Raw genomic sequence first — 22,902 nt, forward strand, 5'->3', positions numbered from 1 at the left:
ATAAAGTTATTAATGTTTGCTGATTTTCTACCGCCCTGTGTTGTTGATGTTCGAGATTCTCAAGCGATCGCACTTCTTGTAAACCTCCAGCGGCGGGTGATTCAAGTTACGTTCGAGCAAGGTACAAGTGCAATCGCAACTGCCCATATTCGCTACTCTCTCACTCAGTCCACTTCTTTCTCCAAAACTTCGCCAATTTTATTGCTCCCCGGATTTGATAGTTCGCTGCTAGAATTCCGGCGTTTGCTTCCTTTATTGGCAAATCAGCATGAAACTTGGGCATTAGATCTATTTGGCTTCGGATTTACTGAATATGTTCCCACTATTGCAGTCAATCCTTACAACATCCGTCAGCATCTACTGAGCATTTTAGAAAACTGGATCGATCGACCTGTGATTCTAGTTGGCGCTTCTTTAGGAGGTGCAGTTGCGATCGATTTCGCTTTGCACCATCCCAATTGGGTGAAATCGCTGGTTTTGATTGATAGCGTTGGTTATTCCGGCAGTTTTCCCGCTGGTCAGTTTTTACCATATCCACTGATTGAATTAGGGACTTCTTGGCTGTATTTCCGCAAAAAAGCTGCCCTTACTGCGGCTTTAGCTTTGCCAATCATCGAGCCAAGGTTAATTGATGCACTTCGTTGTTCTTTGTTACATCAGGAAATGCCGGGATGGAAGGTTGCGATCGCTTCTTTTACTCAAAGTGGAGGGTATGCTAATTTGAGCGATCGCATCGATCGGGTAAAACATCCCACCCTGATTTTATGGGGAGAAGCTGATGATGTATTGGGGACAGAAGATGCAAAAAAGTTTGAACGGGCGATTTCAAACAGCCAACTGATTTGGATTCCCAAAGCAAGCCATGTACCGCATTTCGATGAACCGCAATCTGTGGCAGCACATTTGCTAACATTTGTGCAACAAAGCGAAAATCTATGCTGAATTTTTTTGAAAGATAAGCAGCGTTTCAATTTACGCATTTATAAAATGTAATAGTAATTTAATTATTTAATAAATTTTTTCTATATCCTTCAAAAATAAAAAATTTTAATTTTGCAATACTTCAAGGAATTTCCACTTACGTGGGAATAAAGAGAAAACTATTTTGGTCATTTTCTTTATGAAGCTAATGAAATATACGCAATTAGCATTTAATTTTTCAGTACTTAAAAAGCGTACAAAAGTAAGAGTAAATGGCTACGATAGCTATCGTTATAAGGACTTAACAGGTGCAGTGGGAGTTATTGATTCATATTCCCCCCAAAGCGGTGAATATTCAGTTTATTTTAAAGACAAAACCGGATTAATCTCCAATAATCCCCTCATTCTTCTGTACAAACGCAACCAACTAGAAGTTGTACCCGGACGCGGTAGATGCAGTTGGGAGAAATACCTCGAACGAGAACTTAGGAAAAAGCGCTCACGCGATAAAGAAAAGTGAAGTATTTTCTCTCTAAAGATTTATGCCATCTCCAAGCATTTCCACTAGACCAGAAATAGCAGTCACACAATTAACCTCGTCACAAGAAGCTGACTTGAATCAATGGTACGAAGAATTAGATGGAAAATGGTTAACTGCTATTAATGATAGCGCATCTGAAGAATCCCAAGAATTAGCTGCAATGGAAGCGAATTGGTTAGCCGAGCAAGAATACTATCACGATCGATATCTCTATGCAGACCGAATTTAATTTCGATGTAAAATCACAGCCTAGCCAAAACTAGGCTGTGATAATGTAAGCCATTCAACTCTTACCATGATAGCAAGAAATCTGGCAATCGACACTAACGATACTAACATCAATCGCGCTACCTTAGCCCAATTATCAGTAACCGCTGCTGAACTATGGGACAGCATTGAAAACTGCCCTGAAGGTGTAGAATTAGCTGATACTTACGCACAATTGCTCGACATTCAAAATGCAACCGAAGCTAAAGTTGATGCGATCGCTTATCTAGCAGATCAGCTAAAATTAGACATGGAAATGTGGTCAGATAGGCTTTCAAAAGTTACAGCCCTGTACCAGGTTATCATCCAGCGGCGACGCAATCAATTAGATAGCCTTAAATCCTACTTATTGCGGTTGTATAAGTTAGGGCTAATACCAGAACAAGTTGTCGGTACGGAACGCCGCATTGATTTTCAAAACAATCCTCCTTCTGTCATTCTTTTAGTAGAAGCAGAACAATTACCATCTCAGTTTCAATCGGTGAAAGTCACCTCTGCCAATAAAGAAATTTTGGCTGCTCATAAAGCGGGAGAAGATGTCAGTTCTTTTGCTGAAATTGTGACGGAAAAGCACGTTCGATTTAAACACATATCAAGGAAGAAGAAATGAACGTTACTCGCACGACATCTATTGCTATTACTGCCAACAGTTACGTCAGTTCCAGCATTAATCATAATCATGGTACGGCTAACTTATTCATAGCTGGTAATAGCGAGTCAATCATTATTCAATTCCTGCCCGAAAATCTGCCAATTTTACGTGGTTTGGTGGCAGCATTACAACAATTGGAAGCTGATTTACAACAAACCAAATTAGAAAAGTTGCAACGTCAAATTAATACCATTCAAAATCATAACCGTAAAGCAGTGACGTTGGTAGCAGATAACGATACCTTCTAGTTGAGGGAGTAGGAAGTAGCGAGTGGGGAGTAGGGAATAGAAAAGAGGCGAAGCAATTGTTGATAAAGCTTCCTTCAATTCCTTAATTTCTACTTTCTACTTTCTCTTAATGCCAGTTTACGAAGTTTAGCTTTATTCCCTCTCTACCTCCTACTCCCCACTCGCTATTCCCTATTTCCTATCTCGCTTACGCGACAAGCTATGGGATACTTTCATCGTACTTAAAATCATGCCAGCCAAAAACAGTAAATCTCCTGAAACTACCATAAGTCCAGAAGCTGAAGTGCCATCCAATCCAGTTAATGAACTGGCAATCGACCCTCGTTTACAGCAATTTAGCGCGGCTGAATTTAGCGGTAAGCTGACGACGCTTCCTATTTGCCAAATCCTTAATGAAAAGTCTCCAAACTCGGTAGGACTTTTTATTAAAGAGAAAAACTTGGCTTTAATTGACTGGCGAGGTAGTGAAGCTTCTTACGAGCATACTTTCTCTTCTGGTACAGTTGAAAAAGGAGTTCTCTTTAAATCTCCCCGCTTGCATATTCTAGCTAAGTCCGACCGTTACGTACAATTGCGAGAAACGGGGGAAATTATCGGTAGCTATGAAACTGTGGAAGGTCGAACTAAGTATGAAGAAATTAATGCTGACCCCAAAAAGCCTGCTACTTTACGTTCGTTTTACGTTATCTATTTAGTAGATGAAAAGAACGTTTCTCTGCATACCGTACCCCTGGTATTATCGCTGCATGGAGTAGCAGCAGCGCGATTTGGGGAAGCCTACAACCAGTTTAAGGTGAAAATGGAAATCGCTTATGCTAAAGTAATGGCAACTGGATATCGTTCGTTGAATGATAAATTTCACTGTCTGGCTGTGTTTAACCCGACGTTTAAACCTTCTTTGGAACCTCCTAATGGTGATAAAAAGTCGTGGGTAGCTATCCCAGAATTCGTTGCTAGTCCCGACGAACAACATCCAATTGATGAGTTTTTGGCATTGGATAAACGAACGGAACTTTGGGCTTTAGCTGGGGAAGCAGCAGCCTTTAGCAATAAGCTATTGAAGCCTGCTAATGAAGAATCAGTGCAGAATATGATGGAGGTTGCGCCGGAAACTGTGGAGGCGACTGCTACTGCTGTTGATGAGGATGATATTCCTTATTAGGGAATAAATAATGTGATATGAAGGTGGAAGTATTATTTAGTAATGCTTTCACCTTTATATTATATGCTTCAAAGTGTAACTAACCTACTTGTTTAACATTAATTGAGGAAACTTCTGAGTCAAACTTTCACTGAAATAGTGCTGACACCAAAATTCTGCAATTTCTAACAACATCGGTATGGATTCAGGCGTAATACCAGTACCATACTGTGAAGCGTAACGTTCTACATATTCTTTAGCCAGTTTATAAGCCCAATAGGGAAAATCTTCCTCTACGAAACAACGCAGCGCATACTCTAAGTTTAGTAAATTTCCACTAACGACAAACCGTACTGTCGTCCAGCAAAAAATTCTATAATCATCTCCTTGTAAACTATCAATTTCTTTCAATAATCTACGAAAAGATTGTTGAGTTTCATAAGTAGAATTTTCTAAGTAAATTTCCATCAATGCGATTGCTTCATTCATCAATTGGCTTTGCTGTGACCATTCTGACTCGCTGAAATGTTCGGGACGACCATCCTGATTCATCTGTTCTTGTATTCGTTTAGCAATATAAAGAGCAAATTGTTGAGTAGCAGTTTTATTGGTACAAAAACTTTTTATGCTGGTCAATCGAGTTATAGGTACGGCGAATCGAGCAGTTTCAGCTTCTTTCGCTGTTTGAATCCATTTTTTAATTTTATTAGTAATAGTAGTTTGTTGGTTTTTTTGCTTCATTTGAATGTTTTAAATCAATTTAATGATATTTAGATGTAATTATTCGCCTCATTATCTCTATATTTTTAATTTATCTTGACAAGTTAAGTATTTTACTAGCTTAAAAACTTCCTTATACTCTTGTCAAGCGCTCTCGCAATCGAGTATAACGTTGGGTATCTTGCACTTGTCTGACGGAGAGGGCGATCGCTTTTTTGGGACCCACCAAAACTGCTAATTTCTTCGCTCTCGTCAGGCCAGTATATAATAGATTCCGAGTTAACATAAGATAGTGTTGAGTATACAAAGGTATCAACACCACCGGATATTCGCTACCTTGCGATTTGTGAATAGTTGTCGCCCATGCTAAAGCAATTTCATTCAAATCTGCGAGGTCATATACCACATCTCTCCCATTATATTGTACTGTCACTTCCATCTCTTCATTATCGATTTCCACAATCGTTCCCAAATCACCGTTAAACACTCCTCTATCGTAATCATTCACCTGTTGAATCACCCTATCCCTCACCCGCATCGTACCACCGCGAGTTACTTCTGCCTTATCCGCACTAGGAGGATTAATCAATTCTTGCAACACCTTATTTAAGTTGCGAATACCCACTACGCCTTTAGTCATGGGCGATAAAACTTGCACGTCAGTAGCAGGATTATAACCCAATTGAGGAATCACATCTTTAATCAACTCGCAAATAGCTTGCACCCCATATTCCGCTGACGGCGCACCTATCCACAAACAATCAGATTGAGGAGTTAAAGAAACAGACTCTAATACTGGATAATTACCCTTATTAATACTATGCGCTGCTTTAATAATCCCACTTTGCGCTGCTTGTCGAAATACTTGAGTTAATCTTACTACTGGCAATTGATCAGAATCAATCAAATCCCGCAACACTTGACCTGGGCCAACCGAAGGTAATTGGTCAACATCACCAACTAATAACAATTGAGCATTTTCAGGAATTGCTTTGAGTAGGGAATGTGCTAAAAATAAATCTAGCATCGATGCTTCATCAATTACAATTGCATCAACATCTAAAAGATAATCCAAACCACGTTTAAAGTTATGAGTTCTGGGGTCGAATTCCAACAAGCGATGAATGGTTTTTGCTTCGATACCCGTCATTTCACTCAATCGCTGTGCGGCGCGTCCCGTAGGCGCAGCTAAAGCAATCTTTTTCCCCATTGCTTTCCATAAAGCGACTATCGTGTGAGTACAAAAGGTTTTCCCGCACCCTGGCCCACCAGTGAGAATTGTTACTCTGGAGTAAGATGACATTACTACTGCATCATATTGCTGTTGGGAAAGTTGGATTTGCTTGGCTTGGGTAAATCTTTCAATCCAATTTTTTACTCGGTCTAAATCTACATTAATCGGATTAGCTAACCGTTCTTTTACCATTTGTGCTAGATGTTGTTCTGATTTAAAGAACGCAGGCTTATAGCACAATGGGGGATGTTTGTTTTCAGTAAATTCTTCTACTAAGAGTTCCCCAGAAGTCTTCATTTGTTTAATTATTTCATCTAGGTTTCCTTCAGATGGTTGATGGTTATCTACTGTTAGCTGTTTAATTGCTGTATCGATTAATTGAGGTAGCGGTAGGAAGCAATGGCCATCTTCTGCTGCTTCACCCAAAATATGTACGATTCCAGCGCGATAGCGTGAGGGAGAATCTGGTGGCATTCCTAACTGTCTGGCAATTTTATCGGCAGTAATAAACCCGATTCCGTAAATGTCTGTTGCTAGTTGGTAGGGATTATTGGTAACAGTATCGATTGCTGCTTCTCCATATTGCTTAAATATCTTTACTGCATACGTAGTGGAGACACCATGACTTTGCAGAAATACCATCACTTCTTTGATTGCTTTTTGCGCTTGCCAAGCAGTTTGAATCATGGCTATGCGCTTTTTGGCTATACCTGATACTTCGGCAAGGCGTTGGATTTGATTTTCAATAATATCTAATGTTTCTAAACCAAAATGAGCGACAATACGTTTGGCGGTAACTGGGCCGACTCCTTTAATTAATCCACTTCCTAAATATTTTTCTAATCCTGTTAAAGTGGCGGGTTTGGTTTCAAGATAGCTGGTAACTTGAAATTGACTGCCATAGTTGGGATGTTCTTTCCAAATCCCAGAAAGTCGTAGGGTTTGTCCGGGTTGAATATTGGCGAAGTTACCGACAATGGTAATTAAATCTCTGGCGTTTGGTGCTTTGAGTCGCGCTACGGTGTATCCCGATTCTTCGGAATGGAAGGTTAACCTTTCTACTACACCTGTTAGGAATTCGTTGTGGGTAGAAGTGGATATGGAATTATCGGAGAAACCAGACATGACATATTCCCGATCGCTGATTAGAAAGAATTATAGTATAAATGTACTATATACCAGTTTGGAAACATTTGTTCTCGGGTTGAATAGACGGGAAATAACCATATTTATCGGCTATTATTAGGAATAATTGCCTTGCATTCCGAATAAATTGCCAAAAATATCCCACATTTGGCAGATTGCTTGATTATTTTCTATTTGAAGCGGCCCACGATACAGCCTTGCGCCATGTTGCTGTGCTTGTTCGATCGCATGGTTAATGTGGTCTACACGCCAATAAGCAACCTGTCCTGTATGACCAGGCTGCATTTTAGCATCAGCAAGATGCAAAAACATTTCCACATCTCCAATCTGGATCGATGCACCTCGAATTTTACCATCTGACTCAAAGTAGTTTGTAACAGGTATAGCGAGGAGTTCGCTATACCATTTTGCAGCAGCCACTACGTCAGACACAAAGTAAAAAACGGCTTGAATACCCTTAAACATCTGCTGCTTTCCCTCAGAGCGATATTTTGCTAATTTTCGGTTTACTCTTGTTGCAAAAAAGCATAACAACTAGAGCGCATATCCTTACAATCTCTGGTACAAGGTAAGAAAATGTTTATCATCGAAGCACGGGAAGATTCTGGCTTTTAACTTGGTGGACGTTACGAAAAAATGGAATTATCACGATCCTTACCTTGTTACCGTTAGCTTACGCTCGCATGAGAGGAAACATTACCTTAATTCCTCTGCATGTACCCCGAATATTACGAAGGTTTTCACTATGTTACCACAGATTCAGAACCACTTGAAAGAGAGGTTGCACCCGAAGATGAACGAATAAAAAATCAAAACTTGTGGCAAGGTACTGATTGGTACTTCTACCGCTTGGGACAAAAAGATGGCGATTTGGGAATTAACAAACGATGCCAAAATGCCTTCTACTTGCTAGGATATCAAAAAGAACAAGAAAAATATATAAAATAACTAAGATTAAATGCCAGCTTCTTGATTAGGAAGTTGGCAATTTTTTTTATTATTGCTTAAAAAACTTCAAAACTCATCTTTATCAGAAGCATCAACCGATGGGAGAGGTTCGTTAGCAGCTAACCACTCTTCAAACTCCCTTTCTGATTCCGACCAAGCTTCTCTTCTTTGTTCTGAAGAAACAGCGCGATCGCACACCTCATCAATATCTACACTACCATCTGCCAGCAAGTCACCCAAATTATCAGAATGCCAACGAGAAATAGGTAACACTATTCTTTTGGCCGCATTAGTTTCGCTCATCCTTATCTTCCTAGCTAACGCAACTCCCTTTAATTATAACTTCTATTTGTTGAAAAGTTGCAATTTTATAAACCTAAATATTTTTATCACTATAGCGATAGATGAACCTCTGCCCAAAGGATTAGCCATACTAACTTGTCAGCTATCTAAATTGAAAAATATAAAAGTTGAGATGGCATTATGGCAATTACACTCGAACACTTCTGCACCAAAACACGCAAACCTATTGTCGTAGACGGTCAACCAGTTACCGAGACGATAGAACACTGTTTAGCCGAATATTTTGCGCCCAATGGTTCCTTTAAAATAGGGGCAGTTTATCAAGAAGTTACCACAGAAGCAGACTTGCAAAACTTCAAGGAACAAGGGTTAACTCTGCAATTTGCTTCTGACGATCGCTTTTACTTTATGGACGAACAGTTACGCGAGAAAATATTCGACCAACCGCACTTTGGCGCTGCTTATGGGTCGAATATGTTTACTCCTTGCAAAAGCTTTGAGGAACGAGAAAAGTTAAGAGTTTTGGTAGTAGATGCTAGTACGGGTGAAAATGGAGGTATTCTACCAAAACAGAAAGCGATCGAGTTGGTGGGTGATGGTGATGGTAAAATCGATAAAAGATTGCACGAATCGTTAGGAAATGTAGCTAATACACCATTCCAGACTCGATTTGGCATTAAAGCAAGACAAGTAGGATTAGACCCCAATGAAAGTACGCCAGTCAACGAAACATGGCAGTTAGGTAAAGGTACGTTCGCACCCCGCGACCTTTCTGGAATAGGGAATGGCTACGATTTAATTATTAGCACAGACCAATTAAAAGGACGCAAGAATAAGGAAAACAAACTTGGCATTCTAGGAGAGGATGGGAAACCTCTTAAAGTAGGCAATGAAATCAAGCCAGGTGAGTATACAATGACCATTGGTATCGGCAATAAAACCGATGCTTATTTGGGTATTACTTCTACTGGGCCACAATTCTGGAATTCCTTTCCTGCTGGCGTACAGAATGATGTGCTGACTCGTTTGGAAAAGCGACTGGAAGAACTTAAAGAAATAGCATCTGACCCACGTCAGATTGCCAAAGATTATCTGAAAGTGATGGATGAGAGAAATAAATATCAACTGCAAGATGATGTTAATTCAGAACAAGATATAGATTTCGATAATTTAGATTTAGATATTTTAGATAAAATAGTCGATAAAGCATTTGGCAACAGCAACCAAGAGTTGATTTATCGAATCCTAAAAGCAGACTTATCCGGTCACTGTCAAGTGTTAGAATTACCTAAAGTTATCGATAAACTGCAAGAACACTGGCGGGAACAGTACCTCGATTGTGCCACTGGTAGATTTATCAAGTTCGATTCAGCAATGGCACAAACTTGTCACGATTTAGCAGAAAACGAAGTTAGCATCCCCAATTATCCAGATGGTGCTGAAGTTATCGTTTATCGTGGCCCTACCGCTAATTCTAACACCGTTGATGTCTACGTCAACAAACATTTAGTCAACGAACCGCATGACATCGGTACTATCAAGATGTCGCCTGCTGGATTGAAACATTCTCTATCGGATTGCGATGGCGATCGCATGGCTTATATTCTAGCAGAAGAATTCCCCCATACAACCGCCGAAATCAAACAACGTCAGCAAGCAGAAAATCGTTACAGCGAAATTGTCAAGCTGGATAAGAAAGCATATCAAGGCAGCTTTGAGCAGATTGCCCTAGATGCAATGGAAAATAAAGTTGGTATCATCGCCAATCTCTGTATGAAAGGGATTGCGCTAGAAAATGAATGTACTGGAGTGCCAACAGAAGAAGCTTTTAAACTGATGAGAAATATTTCTATCGGCGCTGCAAGTATGTTAGCAGCAGAGAACGATCTAAAGAAACCCGTTACGTATCCCCCAGAAATTAGGAAGCAAATTGTAGAATTAGCTGAGTTTTGGCAACAAGCACTAAGCAAAGGGGTGAATATTGAAGTATACGACAGTCTTGACCATTATAACTTCGGCATCCAAGATAATCAAGCAGATTTACCAAATATCGCAACAGATGAGCTAGTCAAATTCTTAGACAAATCTCATCAATTTTATCACGATGTTGTTGGTATATTGGGCGGTCAATTACAAATTGAAGTAGATAGAGGTAAGAGTGCCAATCGTTCCGACCCTCAAATCATCAATGCTTGCACTGCCATCATCAGAAGCTTCGATATCGCACCTTGGGTAGAGGAAAAGAAAGTAGATGAAGTGTATTTATCAAGAACCATGAACGCTAGGGGGCATGGTGCGATCGACATGATGATTAGTCCCACCAATGAAGCATTTGCAGAAAGTGCATTAATTGCCCGTTCTACCCAGCAGTTTCAGGATTTGTTTAAGGGAGTTGAATTTACTCCTCAACAGAAAGAAAAAGCCGCAGCACTAAAGAAAACCTACGATAGTTTACTCAATCGTGCGATCGAGATTACTAGGGAAGTAGCAGAAGCACCAGGGCCAAGACTTATTGCTACCAGTGATAGAGGTAATTCTATCGAAATTATCGGTCTAGCTGAATGCCATCACCCCAATGCTTTCGATACTAACAGAAAGCTGGACATCAAAATTGTGCAAAATAACAATCTAGATGGTAAAGTTAAGAACAAATGGGTAGCACTCGCACCTGTATTTGATGCTGATGGTAAACCGCAATTGAAGGATGGCAAACCAAAGTATAAGAAATTGGGGTATATTTCGACAGAAAGTGCGGCTAAATATCCCGAACAGATGAAGCAGTGGTCAGAACTTAAAGGGTTAACTGTTGAAATTCTACCCGGACTTACTCAGTCGCAGGTGAAAGCTGCTTTCTTTCAAGCGAGAGATTTTGCCAATAAGAATAGAGAAAATATACCCGACTCTCAAAAAGAAACAATAGCGGCGGCGATGTGGGAACTATCCACCAGCGGGAAAGATGAAAATGCCACAAAGAAGTCATCTGCTGCATTTGCGATGTTTGGTTGGGAGATAGGTGGAAGACTGCACGAATTACAGTTTACCGATTTTGCAGTGGTGGGTACCCATAAACCGAGTAACGAACACCTGGGTCGCCGCTGGGTGGGTGAGAAAGTCAGTTGCGAGATTATTCAAGCGTCTGACCCTGCTAATCCTACTCAGAATAAGCGATGGTTAGTTGCAGAAGGGAAGAAGTTGGGTGTGTTTCGCAGCGAATCTGCCCAATTGCCGATTGGTACTCAGTTTGAAGCTACTATCTCCTCACCACCGGGGGCTAGCATTATCGTTACCAGCAGTAAGGGTAATCAACTGAAGGTGGGACAGTTGAAGAAGTATGCTTTTCCCGAACGCGAGTGGCATGGGGAGGCGGGAACGGTTACTATCCAAGTACAGAATAGCAAAAGCGCGATCGCGCTTATTGATGGTAAGCCGTTGGGTGCGATCGATAAGGAATCGTTGGCTGAATTGACTGAAAAGTTATCGGAAAAAGGGATATCAGTGCAAGGGTTTCAGTTTAAGGCTAATCTGGAATCTGCACCTGCTACGATCGCTCATATTAAAGTAGATTCTGCTACCGTTAAATATCCTGAAGTGTGGACGAAGGAAGAACCGTTAGTTAAGACTAAGAAATTGAGTTTGACGGATGCCTTAAAGCCTTTATTGAGAGAACGGTATCCAGAGAAAACTACTGCTTTGATGCACGATGATGCGGCTGATTTTAAAGCTTATTTCATCCCTGGTGATGAAGTTGATAATTTCATGCGAGCGAAAGGGAAAGAAATTGAGTTAATTTCGGCGTTTGCTAAGGAACTTGATAGTAAATTTGGTGCTAGTAGTTTTGTGGCAATTGCTGACAAGGGGGAACAGGAAGAATTGTATTTTGGAATTTTACTGCCAACTTATAAGTCAGAATCGAAGACTGCTTCTCGGTTGACTGCTGCTTTTAATTTTCCTCTAGAATACGAACAGATGCAAGGGGGACAGCATATAAAATTGATTGCTGTACCGCTTGATGAGATGCAATCATTGTTAAATACTGCTGCTTCTAAAGTGCAGGACAGTAGAGAAACCATACAAACTGTTGCTTCTACATCCTCCTCGGTACAAGTACAACCATCGTTTGAATCAAAAGATACTTCAAAAATTCAAGAATCTACTAATCCCTTAGCTAATCTAGCACCGTTGAATGAGAAAGTGGCATCTCATTTCCCAAAAGATGTGGCGATGGCTGAAATGGCAACTCAATTTATTGGCTTTTCTGCTGCATCGCCGGGAACGCCATCTTCTACCCGCAATTATCAACAAGCTTGGGGGGAACGTGGGAATACCGGGGTTTATTCAAAAGATGATATGATTATGGTATCTGGTTCTGGCCCTTGGCGTGGGGTAACGGATGAAAAAATGCAGCAAACTTTCCAACAGCATTACGTTCCGTTGTTAGAAAAAGCTATAGAGGCTGGTGCATCGTTTGTGGTGGGGGATGCACCTGGAACTGATAGATTGGTTGCGGCATTTTTAGTAGAAAAGGGATATCGTTTAGAACAGCAGGATGGATTTAAGCGATGTACTCGTGAAGTAGTGCAATCTGTGGATGTATCGCAGCAGCAGTCAGTACCCGTGAGGGAGGAATGGGAAAAGAAGATGCTTACTTCTGCGATTAAAAGCTTGCAAGGTAATGTTGCTAATATGGGAGAAGAAATTCAAACTAGCACTTTCAATGATGGTAAGTATCGGGTGATTCTGCATACTCCTACCGAAACTCTGCGAATTGTCGATGAGATTTCAAATCGGGGTACGCTTTATAAAGCTAAGAAAGGCTGTCCGGCTGTTACTTGCAATTTTGATGAGGCTGAGAAACAAGCTTTTGAGCAATTGAATGGCAAGGGTTTGCAGTCGAAGGGTCAAGATTTAGAGAAAGATTGATACTTACTCCCTTCCCGCCAGAAGATTTTGTATTTGGGGACGGACAAGGTATGCGATCGCGCTGGTGCTAAAGTACAAGCTCCGGTTGGTGGAGCAGAATCTGAAGGAGGCGACGATTAACCGCAAGCTGGCGGCTATCAAGGCTTTGGTGCGGTATGATGCCCAAATCGGTAAGTTCTCATTTTTGAGAGTGTTAAAGCAAAACTACACCAGGCATTGCGTTTTGGGAATCTACCTTTGGTTCGGTTATCATCGTTCTGAAGACAGATGACACAGATGACAACAGATGACAAACCCAATGGTTATACTTCCAGGCTATCGCATCAGCGACAAAATCTATGACGGCTTCAGAACCCTAATCTATCGCGGAATTAAAGAATCAGATCGAAGACCCATTGTACTCAAACTGCACAAAAGCGAGTATCCCACTTTTTCCGAACTCGTGCAGATCCGCAATCAGTACATCATTACCAAAAACCTCAACCTACCTGGGATTCTCCCCATCATTAGCCTGGAAAACTACCGCAATGGTTTTGCTCTAGTAATGGAGGACTTCGGCGGCATCTCTCTCAAAGATTACACCAATTCCAGAAACATCAGCTTGAATGAATTTCTGAATATAGCCATTGCCATCGCCGAAACTTTAGAAGGGCTTTATACTAACCGAATTATTCATAAAGATATCAAACCTCAGAATATTTTAATTAATTCCGAAACTAAGGAAATCAAACTAATTGACTTCAGTATCTCCTCTCTTTTACCCAGAGAAAATCAAGAAATTCAAAATCCTAACATCCTAGAAGGAACCCTAACTTATATGTCCCCAGAACAGACAGGAAGAATGAATCGGGGTATCGATTATCGCACCGATTTCTATTCGCTAGGGGTAACATTTTACGAACTGCTAGCCAACAGACTTCCCTTCCAGTCAAACGATCCGATGGAGTTAGTTTATTCCCATATTGCTAAAAAACCAACTCCCCCCATTGAAGTCAATCCCGCCATTCCCCAGATAGTTAACGACATCATCATGAAATTGATGGCGAAAACCCCTGAAGAACGTTATCAAAGTGCTTTTGGACTTCGATACGACTTAGAAACCTGTTTGCAGGCATGGCAAACTAATGGGGAAATTTCACCCTTTATTTTAGGACAAAGAGACATTTCAGAGCGCTTTTCCATTCCTGAAAAACTCTATGGTAGGGAAACCGAAGTTTTCACCTTGCTAGCAGCTTTCGATCGAGTTAGTCGGGGAAGCACCGAATTGATGTTGGTGACTGGCTTTTCGGGAATTGGAAAAACTAGCGTCGTCAATGAAGTTCACAAACCCATTATTCGCCAACGGGGTTATTTTATTTCCGGTAAATTCGACCAATTTAAGCGTAATATTCCTTTTGCTGCCTTAGTACAAGCATTCCAGAATTTAATGCGGCAGTTACTTACAGAAAGTGCCACATCTCTAGGCACATGGACAACAAAAATATTGTCAGCATTAGGAGAAAATGGACAGGTAATTATTGATGTTATTCCCGAACTAGAACGAATTATCGGCAAACAGCCAGCAGTCCCAGAACTTCCACCCACCGCTGCCCAAAACCGTTTCAATATATTATTTGAAAAATTCATTCAAGTTTTTGCCACCAAAGAACATCCCCTAGTTATCTTCTTAGATGACTTACAATGGGCTGATTCTGCCTCATTAAAATTAATTCAACTATTGATGACAGGAGCAGAACTCGGCTCTTTATTGTTACTAGGAGCCTATCGTGACAACGAAGTTAATCCTACTCATCCCCTAATATTGACATTAGAAGAAATTCGGAAAAATCGAGCCACCATAAATCAAATTACTCTATTGCCATTAGATGTGCATGACCTAAATCGCTTGGTTGCCGACACTTTAAATTGTCCTCCAGGAAAAGCCTTACCTTTAACAGAATTAGTACATCAAAAAACCAAAGGTAACCCATTTTTTGCCAATCAATTCCTGAAATCGCTGTATCAAGATGGCATAATTTCTTTTGATTTTATTTCCCGGTGCTGGCAGTGTGATATTGCCCGTGCCAAGCATTTAGCAGCCAGCAATGACGTAGTTGAATTTATGGCTACCCAATTGCAAAAATTACCAGTAAAGACTCAGGAAGTATTAAAACTGGCAGCTTGTATTGGCAATCAATTTAACTTAGATACACTAGCAATTGTTTATGAAAAATCCCAAGCAGAAACGGCGGCTGATTTGTGGTCTGGATTGCAAGACGGTTTAATATTACCGCAAAGTGAAATTTACAAATTCTTTCAGGATGAGTCATCATTCACTAACCAAACACTGATTGCAAATAAGCCAGAGCAAATAACAGTTTCTTACAAATTTCTGCACGATAGAGTGCAGCAAGCTGCTTATTTCCTGATTCCCGAAGACAAAAAACAGTCCACACACCTAAAAATTGGACAGCTACTTTTGGAAAATATTCCTATAGAAGCACGGGAAGAAAATATTTTTGAAATTGTTAACCAGTTGAATATTGGTATCGGCATTATTACTCATCAAACTGAACGAGAAGAACTGGCTCAGTTGAATTTAATTGCTGGAACTAAAGCATTGGCATCTGCTGCTTATACTGCTGCTCTCAAATATTTTAATGTGGGAATGGAACTTTTAGAGCCTGATAGCTGGGAGCGTCAATATAATCTAACACTAGCATTATATGAAAAAGCCGCAGAAGCAGCTTATCTCAGCACGGATTTTGCACAGATGGAGCAATTAGCTGAGGTAGTGATACAGCGTGCAAAATCGCTTTTGGACAAAGTTAAAACCTATGAAATCAAAATTCAAGCTTATACAGCACAAAACCAATTGTTACAAGCGATAGAAACAGCTTTATCGATAGTGAAACTATTAGGATTCAGCTTTCCAGAAAAGCCTGGTAATTTGAACATTTTGCTGGGAATGCTGGTCACAAAGTTAGCTTTAGGTAAGAAAAAGCCAGCCGATTTAAGTAACTTGCCGCTGATGAGCGAGCCATTTAAATTAGCAGCAATGCGAATTCTATTAAGCGTTCACTCTGGTGCTTATTTAGCCGTCCCTCAATTATTTCCTCTGATTATATTTAAACAACTCAAACTATCTGTTCAATATGGCAATACCTCTGAGTCTGTTGTTGTTTATTCTACTTACGGAATAATTCTTTGTGCCATAGTAGGAGACATTGAATCAGGCTATCAATTTGGACAGCTAGCTTTAAGTTTGTTAGAACGTTTAAATGCAAAAGAATTCAAATGCCAAACCTTATTTAATGTCTATAACTTTATCTTTAACTGGAAGGAACACGCCAAAGAAGGAGTCCAGGCTTTATTAGACGCTTATTTGAATGGACTGGAAACTGGAGATTTAGAATATGCTGCCTATTCTGCTCACCAATACTGTTTTCGTTTATATGCTGTTGGTAAGGCACTAGACGAAGTTGCCAAAGAGATGGCAACATACAACGATGGTATAGCTAGACTTAAACAACAAACTGCCCTTAATTACAATAAAATTTATCATCAAGCAGTTTTAAACTTAATTGATAACCCGGAAGACCATTGTATTTTAAGTGGTGAAATCTACGACGAGCGGACAATGCTGCCAATTCATCTGTCCGCCAATGACCAAACTGCTACTTACAATTTATATTTCAATAAACTTATACTCTGCTATTTATTTGCTGATTATGTGCAAGCAATTGAAAACGCAGAAAAAGCCCAAAATAATCTAGAAGCCGTCGCAGGTTCGCCATTTGTTCCTCTATTTTATTTCTATGATTCTCTGTCTCGGCTGGCGGTATATCCAGATACCTCAAAGTCACAGCAAAAACAATTTATAGCTAAAGTACAAGCCAACCAGAAAAAAATGCAGAAATGGGCAAAGTTTGCTCCCATGAATTACCTGCATAAATTTTATCTAGTAGAAGCAGAGCGATATCGAATTTTCGGTCAAAATGCAAAAGCAATGGACTATTACGAACGTGCTATTGCTGAAGCCCAAAAATATGAGTACATCAATGAAGAAGCTTTAGCTCAGGAATTAGCAGCCAAATTTTATCTTTCTTGGGGTTTTCAGCCAATTGCTCAAACTTATTTAATTAATGCTTACTACTCCTATGCTCGCTGGGGAGCAAAAGTCAAATTAGAGGATTTAGAAAAACGTTATCCCCAATTACTCACCGCCGTACTTAACCAAGAAACTAACCTAAATACCAGCGATACTCTAGCCCGTATGACAAAAGGAACTCTTAGTTCTACTAGCACAAGTAGTTCGGCAGTTTTAGACTTAGCTACGGTAATTAAAGCTTCCCAAGCTCTTTCAGGAGAAATTATCCTAGAGCAGTTACTTTCAACTTTAATGCAAGTGGCAATCAAAAATGCCGGAGCGCAGAAATGCGTTTTTATCTTACAAAAAGCAGGCAATTTAGTAGTTGAAGCTACCGGATTCAGCAGTTCTATTAATTTAGAAATATTGTGCTTAACCTCTATATTAGAGTCAATACCAATTGAATTTAGTCAAGAAATTCCAGTAACTTTAATTAACTATGTCTCACGTACATCGGAAACTCTAGTATTCGATAATGCTACTAGCGAAACAACTTTTGCTGCTGACCCCTACATCATCCATTATCAACCAAAATCAGTATGGTGTTCTCCTATCATCAATCAAGGTAAATTAATTGGCCTTCTTTATTTAGAGAATAATTTAGTAACAGGTGCATTTACTCCTGATAGATTGGAAGTGTTAAAAGTTTTATCCTCTCAAGCAGCTATCTCGATTGAAAATGCCAAACTTTATTCAGAAGTCAAGGAGAATGAAAAAAGGCTAGCTCAATTTTTAGAAGCCGTATCAGTAGGTGTGTTTGTCGTCGATGCTAGCGGTAACCCCTACTACGTTAATCAAACCGCACAGCAGATTCTTGGTAAAGGAATAGTCGCCAATGCCTCCAATGAACAGTTGGCAGAAATTTATCAAGTTTATCTTGCAGGAGGTAAACAACTTTACCCCAGGGAACGAGATCCTTTAATGCGGGCATTAGAAGGTGAAGCTACAACTGTTAATGACATGGAAATCTACCAACCTGATAAAGTTGTTCCCATAGAAGTCTGGGGAACACCAATTTTTGATGATAAGGGAAATATTTCTTATGCTATTGTTGCTTTTCAAGATATTACAGAACGCAAAAAAGCAGAAGCGGAACGGGAAAGATTTACTAATGAACTTTTTCTACTTAACCAAGCTTTTTCCCGCTTTGTGCCGCGTCAGTTTCTGCAATTTTTGGAAAAAGAGAGCATTGTCGATGTCAAATTAGGCGACAACATACAGCAAGAAATGTCGGTGCTATTTTCTGATATTCGCGACTTTACCACCTTGTCAGAAACTATGACACCGCAGGATAACTTTAAATTTATCAACTCCTATCTGAGTCGTATGGAGCCTGCTATTATCGAAAATCAAGGTTTTATTGATAAATACAGGGATAATGGCTCTCACCCGCCCCTACAGACCTTCTCACCGAGTCGCCAGACGCTATTGCCAGTTATTGCTCATCCCTGTACAATCTAGGGCAGTACCATATAGCGTCAGTGAAGGGGAGATAACATGGTCTACCAAGCAAAAGTGGGAAATACTGAACTTTCAACAGGGCAAGAACAAGCCAGCTTGCTACCAGAAGGGTGGCAAGAAATCGGCGAGCGTGTTTCTATGTTAATTGCGAAAGCCTGGTTAGATGCTGAATTTAAGCAAAGATTGCTAGCCGAGCCGAGAGAAACTTTGGAAGTTGAAGGAATTAATGTTCCTGCTGGTGTTCGGGTACAAATAGATCAACTTAATCACAACTGGAGTATCGGCTCGACACCTGGTTTATCAGATGATGTAGTTTGGAGAATTCCCCTACCTCCTAAGCCTGCGGATATTTCAGAAGAGCAACTTTCAGCTTTGACTAGCGGTAACCTCTCGGCAGTTCCTAAAGATAGAATCCCAACCTGCTGCTAATATTTAGCAAAACAGCTAACAAACCGGGTTTGTTTACAAAAAATAGCAAAAAAGTAAGGTGAGACCTGCACAAAGAAACCGGGTTTCTACCAACAAACCCGGTTTCTGGCCTCTAAACCTGCCCCCCGCGCGATGCCGATGCAACCGGACATGATATGATTCGTCTACCGAGATTTAAGCATTGCTTCCATATAGAAGTGGTAGAACCAGAAGGAGTCTTTTTGCTATCGGAGCAAGATCCCATATTTTTGACTGGAAAAATTTATCAAAAATTAGCTCCTTTGCTAGATGGTTCTCGCACCGTAGAAGAGTTGGTGAATTTGCTGGCAGATGCAGCATAGGCACCGGAAGTTTACTATGCTTTGATGCGATTAGAACAGAAGGGATATATTGTTGAAAACGATAACAGTATATCTCCTGAAGCAGGCGCTTTTTGGGATAGCTTGTCAATAGATAATCGACAAGTATCTTATCTGCAACCAACGGCTGAAGTAGCGGTAACAACCTTTGGTAATATTCCCACTCACTTATTTGTGTCCAGTTTAAAATCGCTGCATCTCCAGGTAAATCAACAAGGAAAATATCAGGTTGTTTTAACAGATGATTACCTGCGCGATGAATTGGCTATTTTTAATCAAAAAGCACTGCAATTACAGCAGCCTTGGATGTTAGTTAAACCTGTAGGAACTGTGATATGGATTGGGCCGATTTTCCATCCCGGAAAAACAGGTTGTTGGGAATGTTTAGCACAGCGATTAAGAGGAAATCGTCCTGTAGATGCGTTTATCCATCAAAGAAAAGGTAAACCCTCTTTTTTTCCTACTTCTAAAGCTGCACTACCTTCTACTCTTCAAACTGCATTTGGTTTAGCTGCTACAGAAGTTGCGAAATGGATTGCACAAGCAGAAAGTCAACAGTTAGAAGGTCAGGTATTAACACTGAATCTCAGGTCGCTGGAAATGCTTTCCCATCAGTTAGTTCGGCGTCCGCAATGTTGCAGTTGCGGTCAACCTGAATTATACGCTCCTACTCGCCCTCCCATCCCCATCAATTTACAAAGTCGTCCCAAAGCCATTGTCGAAGATGGCGGATATCGCAGCATCACCCCAGAAGAAACCTTGGCACAATACGGACATCATATCAGTCCGATTACCGGAGTAGTGCGAAATCTGGATCGCCTTTCTCACCCCACCAATCGCTGGAATCACACCTATATAGCCGGACACAACTTCGGTCTGATGTTCGATGACCTTTATTTTCTCCGCCAAACAGTCAGGGGTCGCAGCGGCGGTAAAGGTAAAACCGTAGACCAAGCAAAAGCCAGTGGTTTGTGCGAAGCAATAGAACGTTACTCTGGCACATTTCAGGGAGATGAAATCCGCATTCGCGCCACTTATCAAGACTTAGGCGAGACAGCTATTCATCCCCATACCTGCCTAAACTTTAGCTCAAAACAATATCAAAATCGACATCTTTGGAATGTACATTGCCCCCCGCATCAAAAAATACCAGAACCCTTCGATACCTCACGGATAATTGACTGGACTCCCATTTGGTCTTTAACGGATCGAACCTTCAAGTATCTGCCTACAGCTTATTGCTATTACGGATATCCTCGCTCTCAAAGTCCCGATTGCTGGGCAGACTCGAACGGAGCCGCAGCCGGAAATAATATAGAAGAAGCTATTCTACAAGGCTTTATGGAATTAGTAGAGCGGGATAGCGTTTGTTTGTGGTGGTACAATCGCTTACAAAGACCAGGTGTAAATTTAACAAGTTTTGATGACCCATATATTCGGGGACTACAGGAATATTACCGCACAATTGAACGCCTAATTTGGGTTCTTGATGTCACCAGCGATTTTGGCATTCCCACTTTTGTCGCTATTTCTAGCACTTTCGCTCGAAAAGTCACTCAGCTATTGTTTGGTTTTGGAACGCATTTCGATGCCAAAATAGCAATTACCAGAGCCTTAACTGAGGTTAATCAAGCACTTCCCCCGGTTTTTACAACACGGGAGGCAAACTCTGACCCAAACAATAATGAACCGGAGCAAACCACTATTGAAGATTGTCCCTATTTTCTTCCCCATCCTACCCTACCTGAAAAGATTTCCTCTGATTATTCCCAGTTTGGCCATGAAGATTTACTCAATGATGTTCTAGCTTGCCAAAAAATTGTCGAAAATATGGGAATGTCTATGTTTGTGCTGGATCAAACTCGTCCCGATATCAATTTAAATGTAGTAAAAGTTATTGTTCCTGGAATGCGCCATTATTGGCGGAGATTGGCACCAGGACGACTTTACAACGTACCCGTGCAGTTAGGATTGCTCTCACAACCATTACCAGAAGAAAAGCTAAATCCCCAGTCAATTTTTTAATATATCAAATGTCTGAAACTTCTATACTTTCTTTTTTACCAGGCATATCCCTAGAACAGCAAAATGAGGAATGGGTGCTTAACTATCAAACAGGAACCTACTCCAAAAACACAATTTCTTTGCCCAATTGTTCGCTGGGAATATTGCAGGCTTGGCAAGTACTATGCGGCGATGGAGGGACGCGGGAACAACTGAGTTCTCTGGTTCAAGAAACTGATGGTTTGTCCAAACTACCTGAATTTTATTATTATCTCGAACAATTTGAACGCCTCGGCCTGATCTGTCAAACTTTCTGTGCAGATGGAACACCGCTAGCCAAAATAGTTCCCCTTGTAAGAGCGCCCGCTTTTGCAATTCAGGAAGTTTCTCCCAAACAGTCTTATGTTTTGTCGCGGTTTGCTTATTTACATCGCCAGAACAATCAAATAGTACTGGAATCACCCCTATCTAAGGTGCAGTTGGTAATACTTGATTGGCGGGGAGGCGCTATTTTAGCCGAACTTAACCAACCATGTTCTTACTCTCAGCTATGCCAAAAAATATCTGGTATTTCTGCAAATGCCGTGCAACAATTCCTCAATTTGCTTGATGCTGCCAAGATGCTTTCAGAAGTTAAAATCGAGGGGGAAATTGCCGAAGATAAACAGGATGCTCTTGTGCAATGGGAATTTCACGATTTACTTTTCCACAGTAAGGTGAGAACCGGAAGACATCGCCAACCTGTGGGGAGAACCTATCGTTTTTTGGATAAAATTCCCCAACTTCCTGCTATTAAAAATCAGGTAACAGGCAGTATTATTTCCCTATATCGACCGGATATTGAAGCGCTCAAAAAAAATGATTTACCTTTTACTCGTGTTTTAGAAGAGAGAAAATCAATTCGACATTATGGCAACCAACCAATTAGCGATCGCCAACTGGGAGAATTTCTTTACCGTTCCCTCAGAGTTAGAGACATCCTCAAAACAGAAACAGAAGAACTGAGTAATCGGCCATATCCCAGTGCCGGAGCTTGCTACGAACTAGAAGTTTATACAACAATTAATTGTTGCGCTCACATACCCTCTGGTTTGTACCATTACAATCCTCAAGAACATCAACTTTCTTTAGTGTCTCCTAAAACTTCTCAAGTGGAAGCTTTATTAGAGGAAGCAGCGCAAAATAATCCAGAGAGACAAACTCCTCAAATTCTAATTATTTTAGCGGCTCGATTTCCCAGAGTTACCTGGTATTACGAATCCATCGCCTATGCTGGCATTCTGAAAAATGTGGGTGCTGTATTTCAAACTATGTATCTGGTGGCAACTACCCTCGACTTAGCCCCTTGCGCTATTGGTTGCGGCAACGCCGACTTATTTGCCGCTGCCGTAGGAACAGACTACTATGCTGAGTCCTCTGTTGGCGAATTCGCTCTATGTAGCAAGCAGTCTTAGAAATGCTCTCCTGGCGCTGCTCCAC

The 22,902-nt window shown here is 40.7% G+C and carries 18 protein-coding genes; 14 read left to right on the forward strand and 4 right to left on the reverse strand.

Annotated features, from left to right (window positions below; genetic code table 11):
- Window positions 1-12: 12 nt before the first annotated feature.
- The 6 genes from H6G03_RS08075 to H6G03_RS08100 all read left to right on the forward strand — a co-directional run bounded on the left by H6G03_RS08075 (window position 13) and on the right by H6G03_RS08100 (window position 3,791).
- Window positions 13-942 carry an alpha/beta fold hydrolase gene (locus H6G03_RS08075; RefSeq protein ID WP_190463804.1) on the forward strand — a complete coding sequence of 310 codons (930 nt, stop codon included), beginning with the start codon at window positions 13-15 and terminating at the stop codon, window positions 940-942.
- Between the two features lie 178 nt (window positions 943-1,120).
- The gene (locus H6G03_RS08080) at window positions 1,121-1,441 is read left to right on the forward strand and encodes a hypothetical protein (protein ID WP_190463805.1); all 321 of its coding nucleotides are present in this window, start codon (window positions 1,121-1,123) and stop codon (window positions 1,439-1,441) included.
- A 22-nt stretch (window positions 1,442-1,463) separates the two neighbouring features.
- Entirely contained in the window at window positions 1,464-1,691 is a 228-nt protein-coding gene (locus H6G03_RS08085) for a hypothetical protein (protein ID WP_190463806.1), read from the forward strand.
- A 66-nt stretch (window positions 1,692-1,757) separates the two neighbouring features.
- Window positions 1,758-2,339: a siphovirus Gp157 family protein gene (locus H6G03_RS08090; RefSeq protein ID WP_199315200.1), complete on the forward strand. Its 582-nt coding sequence runs from the start codon at window positions 1,758-1,760 to the stop codon at window positions 2,337-2,339.
- Complete coding sequence (locus H6G03_RS08095; RefSeq protein WP_190463807.1) at window positions 2,336-2,629, forward strand: hypothetical protein; 294 nt, start codon at window positions 2,336-2,338, stop codon at window positions 2,627-2,629. The genes H6G03_RS08090 and H6G03_RS08095 overlap by 4 nt, the downstream gene beginning before the upstream one ends.
- Before the next feature lie 229 nt (window positions 2,630-2,858).
- Window positions 2,859-3,791 (forward strand): DUF5895 domain-containing protein, encoded by a 933-nt coding sequence (locus tag H6G03_RS08100; RefSeq protein WP_190463808.1) that lies wholly within the window; start codon window positions 2,859-2,861, stop codon window positions 3,789-3,791.
- 84 nt (window positions 3,792-3,875) lie between these two features.
- Here the strand turns inward: H6G03_RS08100 and H6G03_RS08105 are convergent, their stop codons facing one another.
- The 3 genes from H6G03_RS08105 to H6G03_RS08115 all read right to left on the reverse strand — a co-directional run bounded on the left by H6G03_RS08105 (window position 3,876) and on the right by H6G03_RS08115 (window position 7,335).
- A complete protein-coding gene (locus H6G03_RS08105) occupies window positions 3,876-4,511 on the reverse strand; it encodes a hypothetical protein (RefSeq protein ID WP_190463809.1) in 636 nt (211 codons plus the stop codon).
- Window positions 4,512-4,623: 112 nt separating this feature from the next.
- Window positions 4,624-6,849 carry an SF1B family DNA helicase RecD2 gene (gene recD2, locus H6G03_RS08110; RefSeq protein WP_190463810.1) on the reverse strand — a complete coding sequence of 742 codons (2,226 nt, stop codon included), beginning with the start codon at window positions 6,847-6,849 and terminating at the stop codon, window positions 4,624-4,626.
- Between the two features lie 117 nt (window positions 6,850-6,966).
- Window positions 6,967-7,335, reverse strand: coding sequence for a VOC family protein (locus H6G03_RS08115; protein ID WP_190463811.1), 369 nt, complete (start codon window positions 7,333-7,335; stop codon window positions 6,967-6,969).
- Between the two features lie 249 nt (window positions 7,336-7,584).
- On the opposite strand from H6G03_RS08115, the gene H6G03_RS08120 reads away from it, so the two are divergent.
- Window positions 7,585-7,818, forward strand: a complete 234-nt coding sequence (locus H6G03_RS08120; protein WP_190463812.1) for a hypothetical protein — start codon at window positions 7,585-7,587, stop codon at window positions 7,816-7,818.
- A 66-nt stretch (window positions 7,819-7,884) separates the two neighbouring features.
- Here H6G03_RS08120 and H6G03_RS08125 read toward each other — a convergent pair whose 3' ends face one another.
- Window positions 7,885-8,121 (reverse strand): hypothetical protein, encoded by a 237-nt coding sequence (locus H6G03_RS08125; RefSeq protein WP_190463813.1) that lies wholly within the window; start codon window positions 8,119-8,121, stop codon window positions 7,885-7,887.
- Between the two features lie 180 nt (window positions 8,122-8,301).
- Here H6G03_RS08125 and H6G03_RS08130 point away from each other — a divergent pair, with 180 nt between their 5' ends.
- The 7 genes from H6G03_RS08130 (at window position 8,302) to H6G03_RS08155 (ending at window position 22,877) form a co-directional block, all read left to right on the forward strand.
- Window positions 8,302-13,041 (forward strand): hypothetical protein, encoded by a 4,740-nt coding sequence (locus H6G03_RS08130; protein WP_190463814.1) that lies wholly within the window; start codon window positions 8,302-8,304, stop codon window positions 13,039-13,041.
- Window positions 13,042-13,105: 64 nt separating this feature from the next.
- Window positions 13,106-13,312, forward strand: a complete 207-nt coding sequence (locus H6G03_RS08135; protein WP_190463815.1) for a hypothetical protein — start codon at window positions 13,106-13,108, stop codon at window positions 13,310-13,312.
- A 15-nt stretch (window positions 13,313-13,327) separates the two neighbouring features.
- Window positions 13,328-18,631, forward strand: a complete 5,304-nt coding sequence (locus tag H6G03_RS08140; protein WP_190463816.1) for an AAA family ATPase — start codon at window positions 13,328-13,330, stop codon at window positions 18,629-18,631.
- A 36-nt stretch (window positions 18,632-18,667) separates the two neighbouring features.
- Window positions 18,668-19,060: a hypothetical protein gene (locus tag H6G03_RS08145; protein WP_190463817.1), complete on the forward strand. Its 393-nt coding sequence runs from the start codon at window positions 18,668-18,670 to the stop codon at window positions 19,058-19,060.
- 155 nt (window positions 19,061-19,215) lie between these two features.
- A complete protein-coding gene (locus H6G03_RS37870) occupies window positions 19,216-19,401 on the forward strand; it encodes a hypothetical protein (protein ID WP_242056857.1) in 186 nt (61 codons plus the stop codon).
- A 24-nt stretch (window positions 19,402-19,425) separates the two neighbouring features.
- Complete coding sequence (locus H6G03_RS08150; protein ID WP_242056858.1) at window positions 19,426-21,444, forward strand: TOMM precursor leader peptide-binding protein; 2,019 nt, start codon at window positions 19,426-19,428, stop codon at window positions 21,442-21,444.
- Window positions 21,445-21,452: 8 nt separating this feature from the next.
- A complete protein-coding gene (locus H6G03_RS08155; RefSeq protein ID WP_190463818.1) occupies window positions 21,453-22,877 on the forward strand; it encodes a SagB family peptide dehydrogenase in 1,425 nt (474 codons plus the stop codon).
- Window positions 22,878-22,902: the final 25 nt, after the last annotated feature.

Origin of the sequence: Aerosakkonema funiforme FACHB-1375 (genome assembly GCF_014696265.1) — a bacterium.
Taxonomy (GTDB): Bacteria; Cyanobacteriota; Cyanobacteriia; order Cyanobacteriales; family Aerosakkonemataceae; genus Aerosakkonema; species Aerosakkonema funiforme_A.

Excerpts from the sequence above, each read along its gene's own strand:
- H6G03_RS08075 (WP_190463804.1), top strand. The coding sequence starts at position 13 with ATGTTTGCTGATTTTCTACCGCCCTGTGTTGTTGATGTTCGAGATTCT.
- H6G03_RS08080 (WP_190463805.1), top strand. The coding sequence starts at position 1,121 with ATGAAGCTAATGAAATATACGCAATTAGCATTTAATTTTTCAGTACTT.
- H6G03_RS08085 (WP_190463806.1), top strand. The coding sequence starts at position 1,464 with ATGCCATCTCCAAGCATTTCCACTAGACCAGAAATAGCAGTCACACAA.
- H6G03_RS08090 (WP_199315200.1), top strand. The coding sequence starts at position 1,758 with ATGATAGCAAGAAATCTGGCAATCGACACTAACGATACTAACATCAAT.
- H6G03_RS08095 (WP_190463807.1), top strand. The coding sequence starts at position 2,336 with ATGAACGTTACTCGCACGACATCTATTGCTATTACTGCCAACAGTTAC.
- H6G03_RS08100 (WP_190463808.1), top strand. The coding sequence starts at position 2,859 with ATGCCAGCCAAAAACAGTAAATCTCCTGAAACTACCATAAGTCCAGAA.
- H6G03_RS08105 (WP_190463809.1), bottom strand. The coding sequence starts at position 4,511 with ATGAAGCAAAAAAACCAACAAACTACTATTACTAATAAAATTAAAAAA.
- recD2 (WP_190463810.1), bottom strand. The coding sequence starts at position 6,849 with ATGTCTGGTTTCTCCGATAATTCCATATCCACTTCTACCCACAACGAA.
- H6G03_RS08115 (WP_190463811.1), bottom strand. The coding sequence starts at position 7,335 with ATGTTTAAGGGTATTCAAGCCGTTTTTTACTTTGTGTCTGACGTAGTG.
- H6G03_RS08120 (WP_190463812.1), top strand. The coding sequence starts at position 7,585 with ATGTACCCCGAATATTACGAAGGTTTTCACTATGTTACCACAGATTCA.
- H6G03_RS08125 (WP_190463813.1), bottom strand. The coding sequence starts at position 8,121 with ATGAGCGAAACTAATGCGGCCAAAAGAATAGTGTTACCTATTTCTCGT.
- H6G03_RS08130 (WP_190463814.1), top strand. The coding sequence starts at position 8,302 with ATGGCAATTACACTCGAACACTTCTGCACCAAAACACGCAAACCTATT.
- H6G03_RS08140 (WP_190463816.1), top strand. The coding sequence starts at position 13,328 with ATGACAAACCCAATGGTTATACTTCCAGGCTATCGCATCAGCGACAAA.
- H6G03_RS08145 (WP_190463817.1), top strand. The coding sequence starts at position 18,668 with ATGGTCTACCAAGCAAAAGTGGGAAATACTGAACTTTCAACAGGGCAA.
- H6G03_RS37870 (WP_242056857.1), top strand. The coding sequence starts at position 19,216 with ATGATTCGTCTACCGAGATTTAAGCATTGCTTCCATATAGAAGTGGTA.
- H6G03_RS08150 (WP_242056858.1), top strand. The coding sequence starts at position 19,426 with ATGCGATTAGAACAGAAGGGATATATTGTTGAAAACGATAACAGTATA.
- H6G03_RS08155 (WP_190463818.1), top strand. The coding sequence starts at position 21,453 with ATGTCTGAAACTTCTATACTTTCTTTTTTACCAGGCATATCCCTAGAA.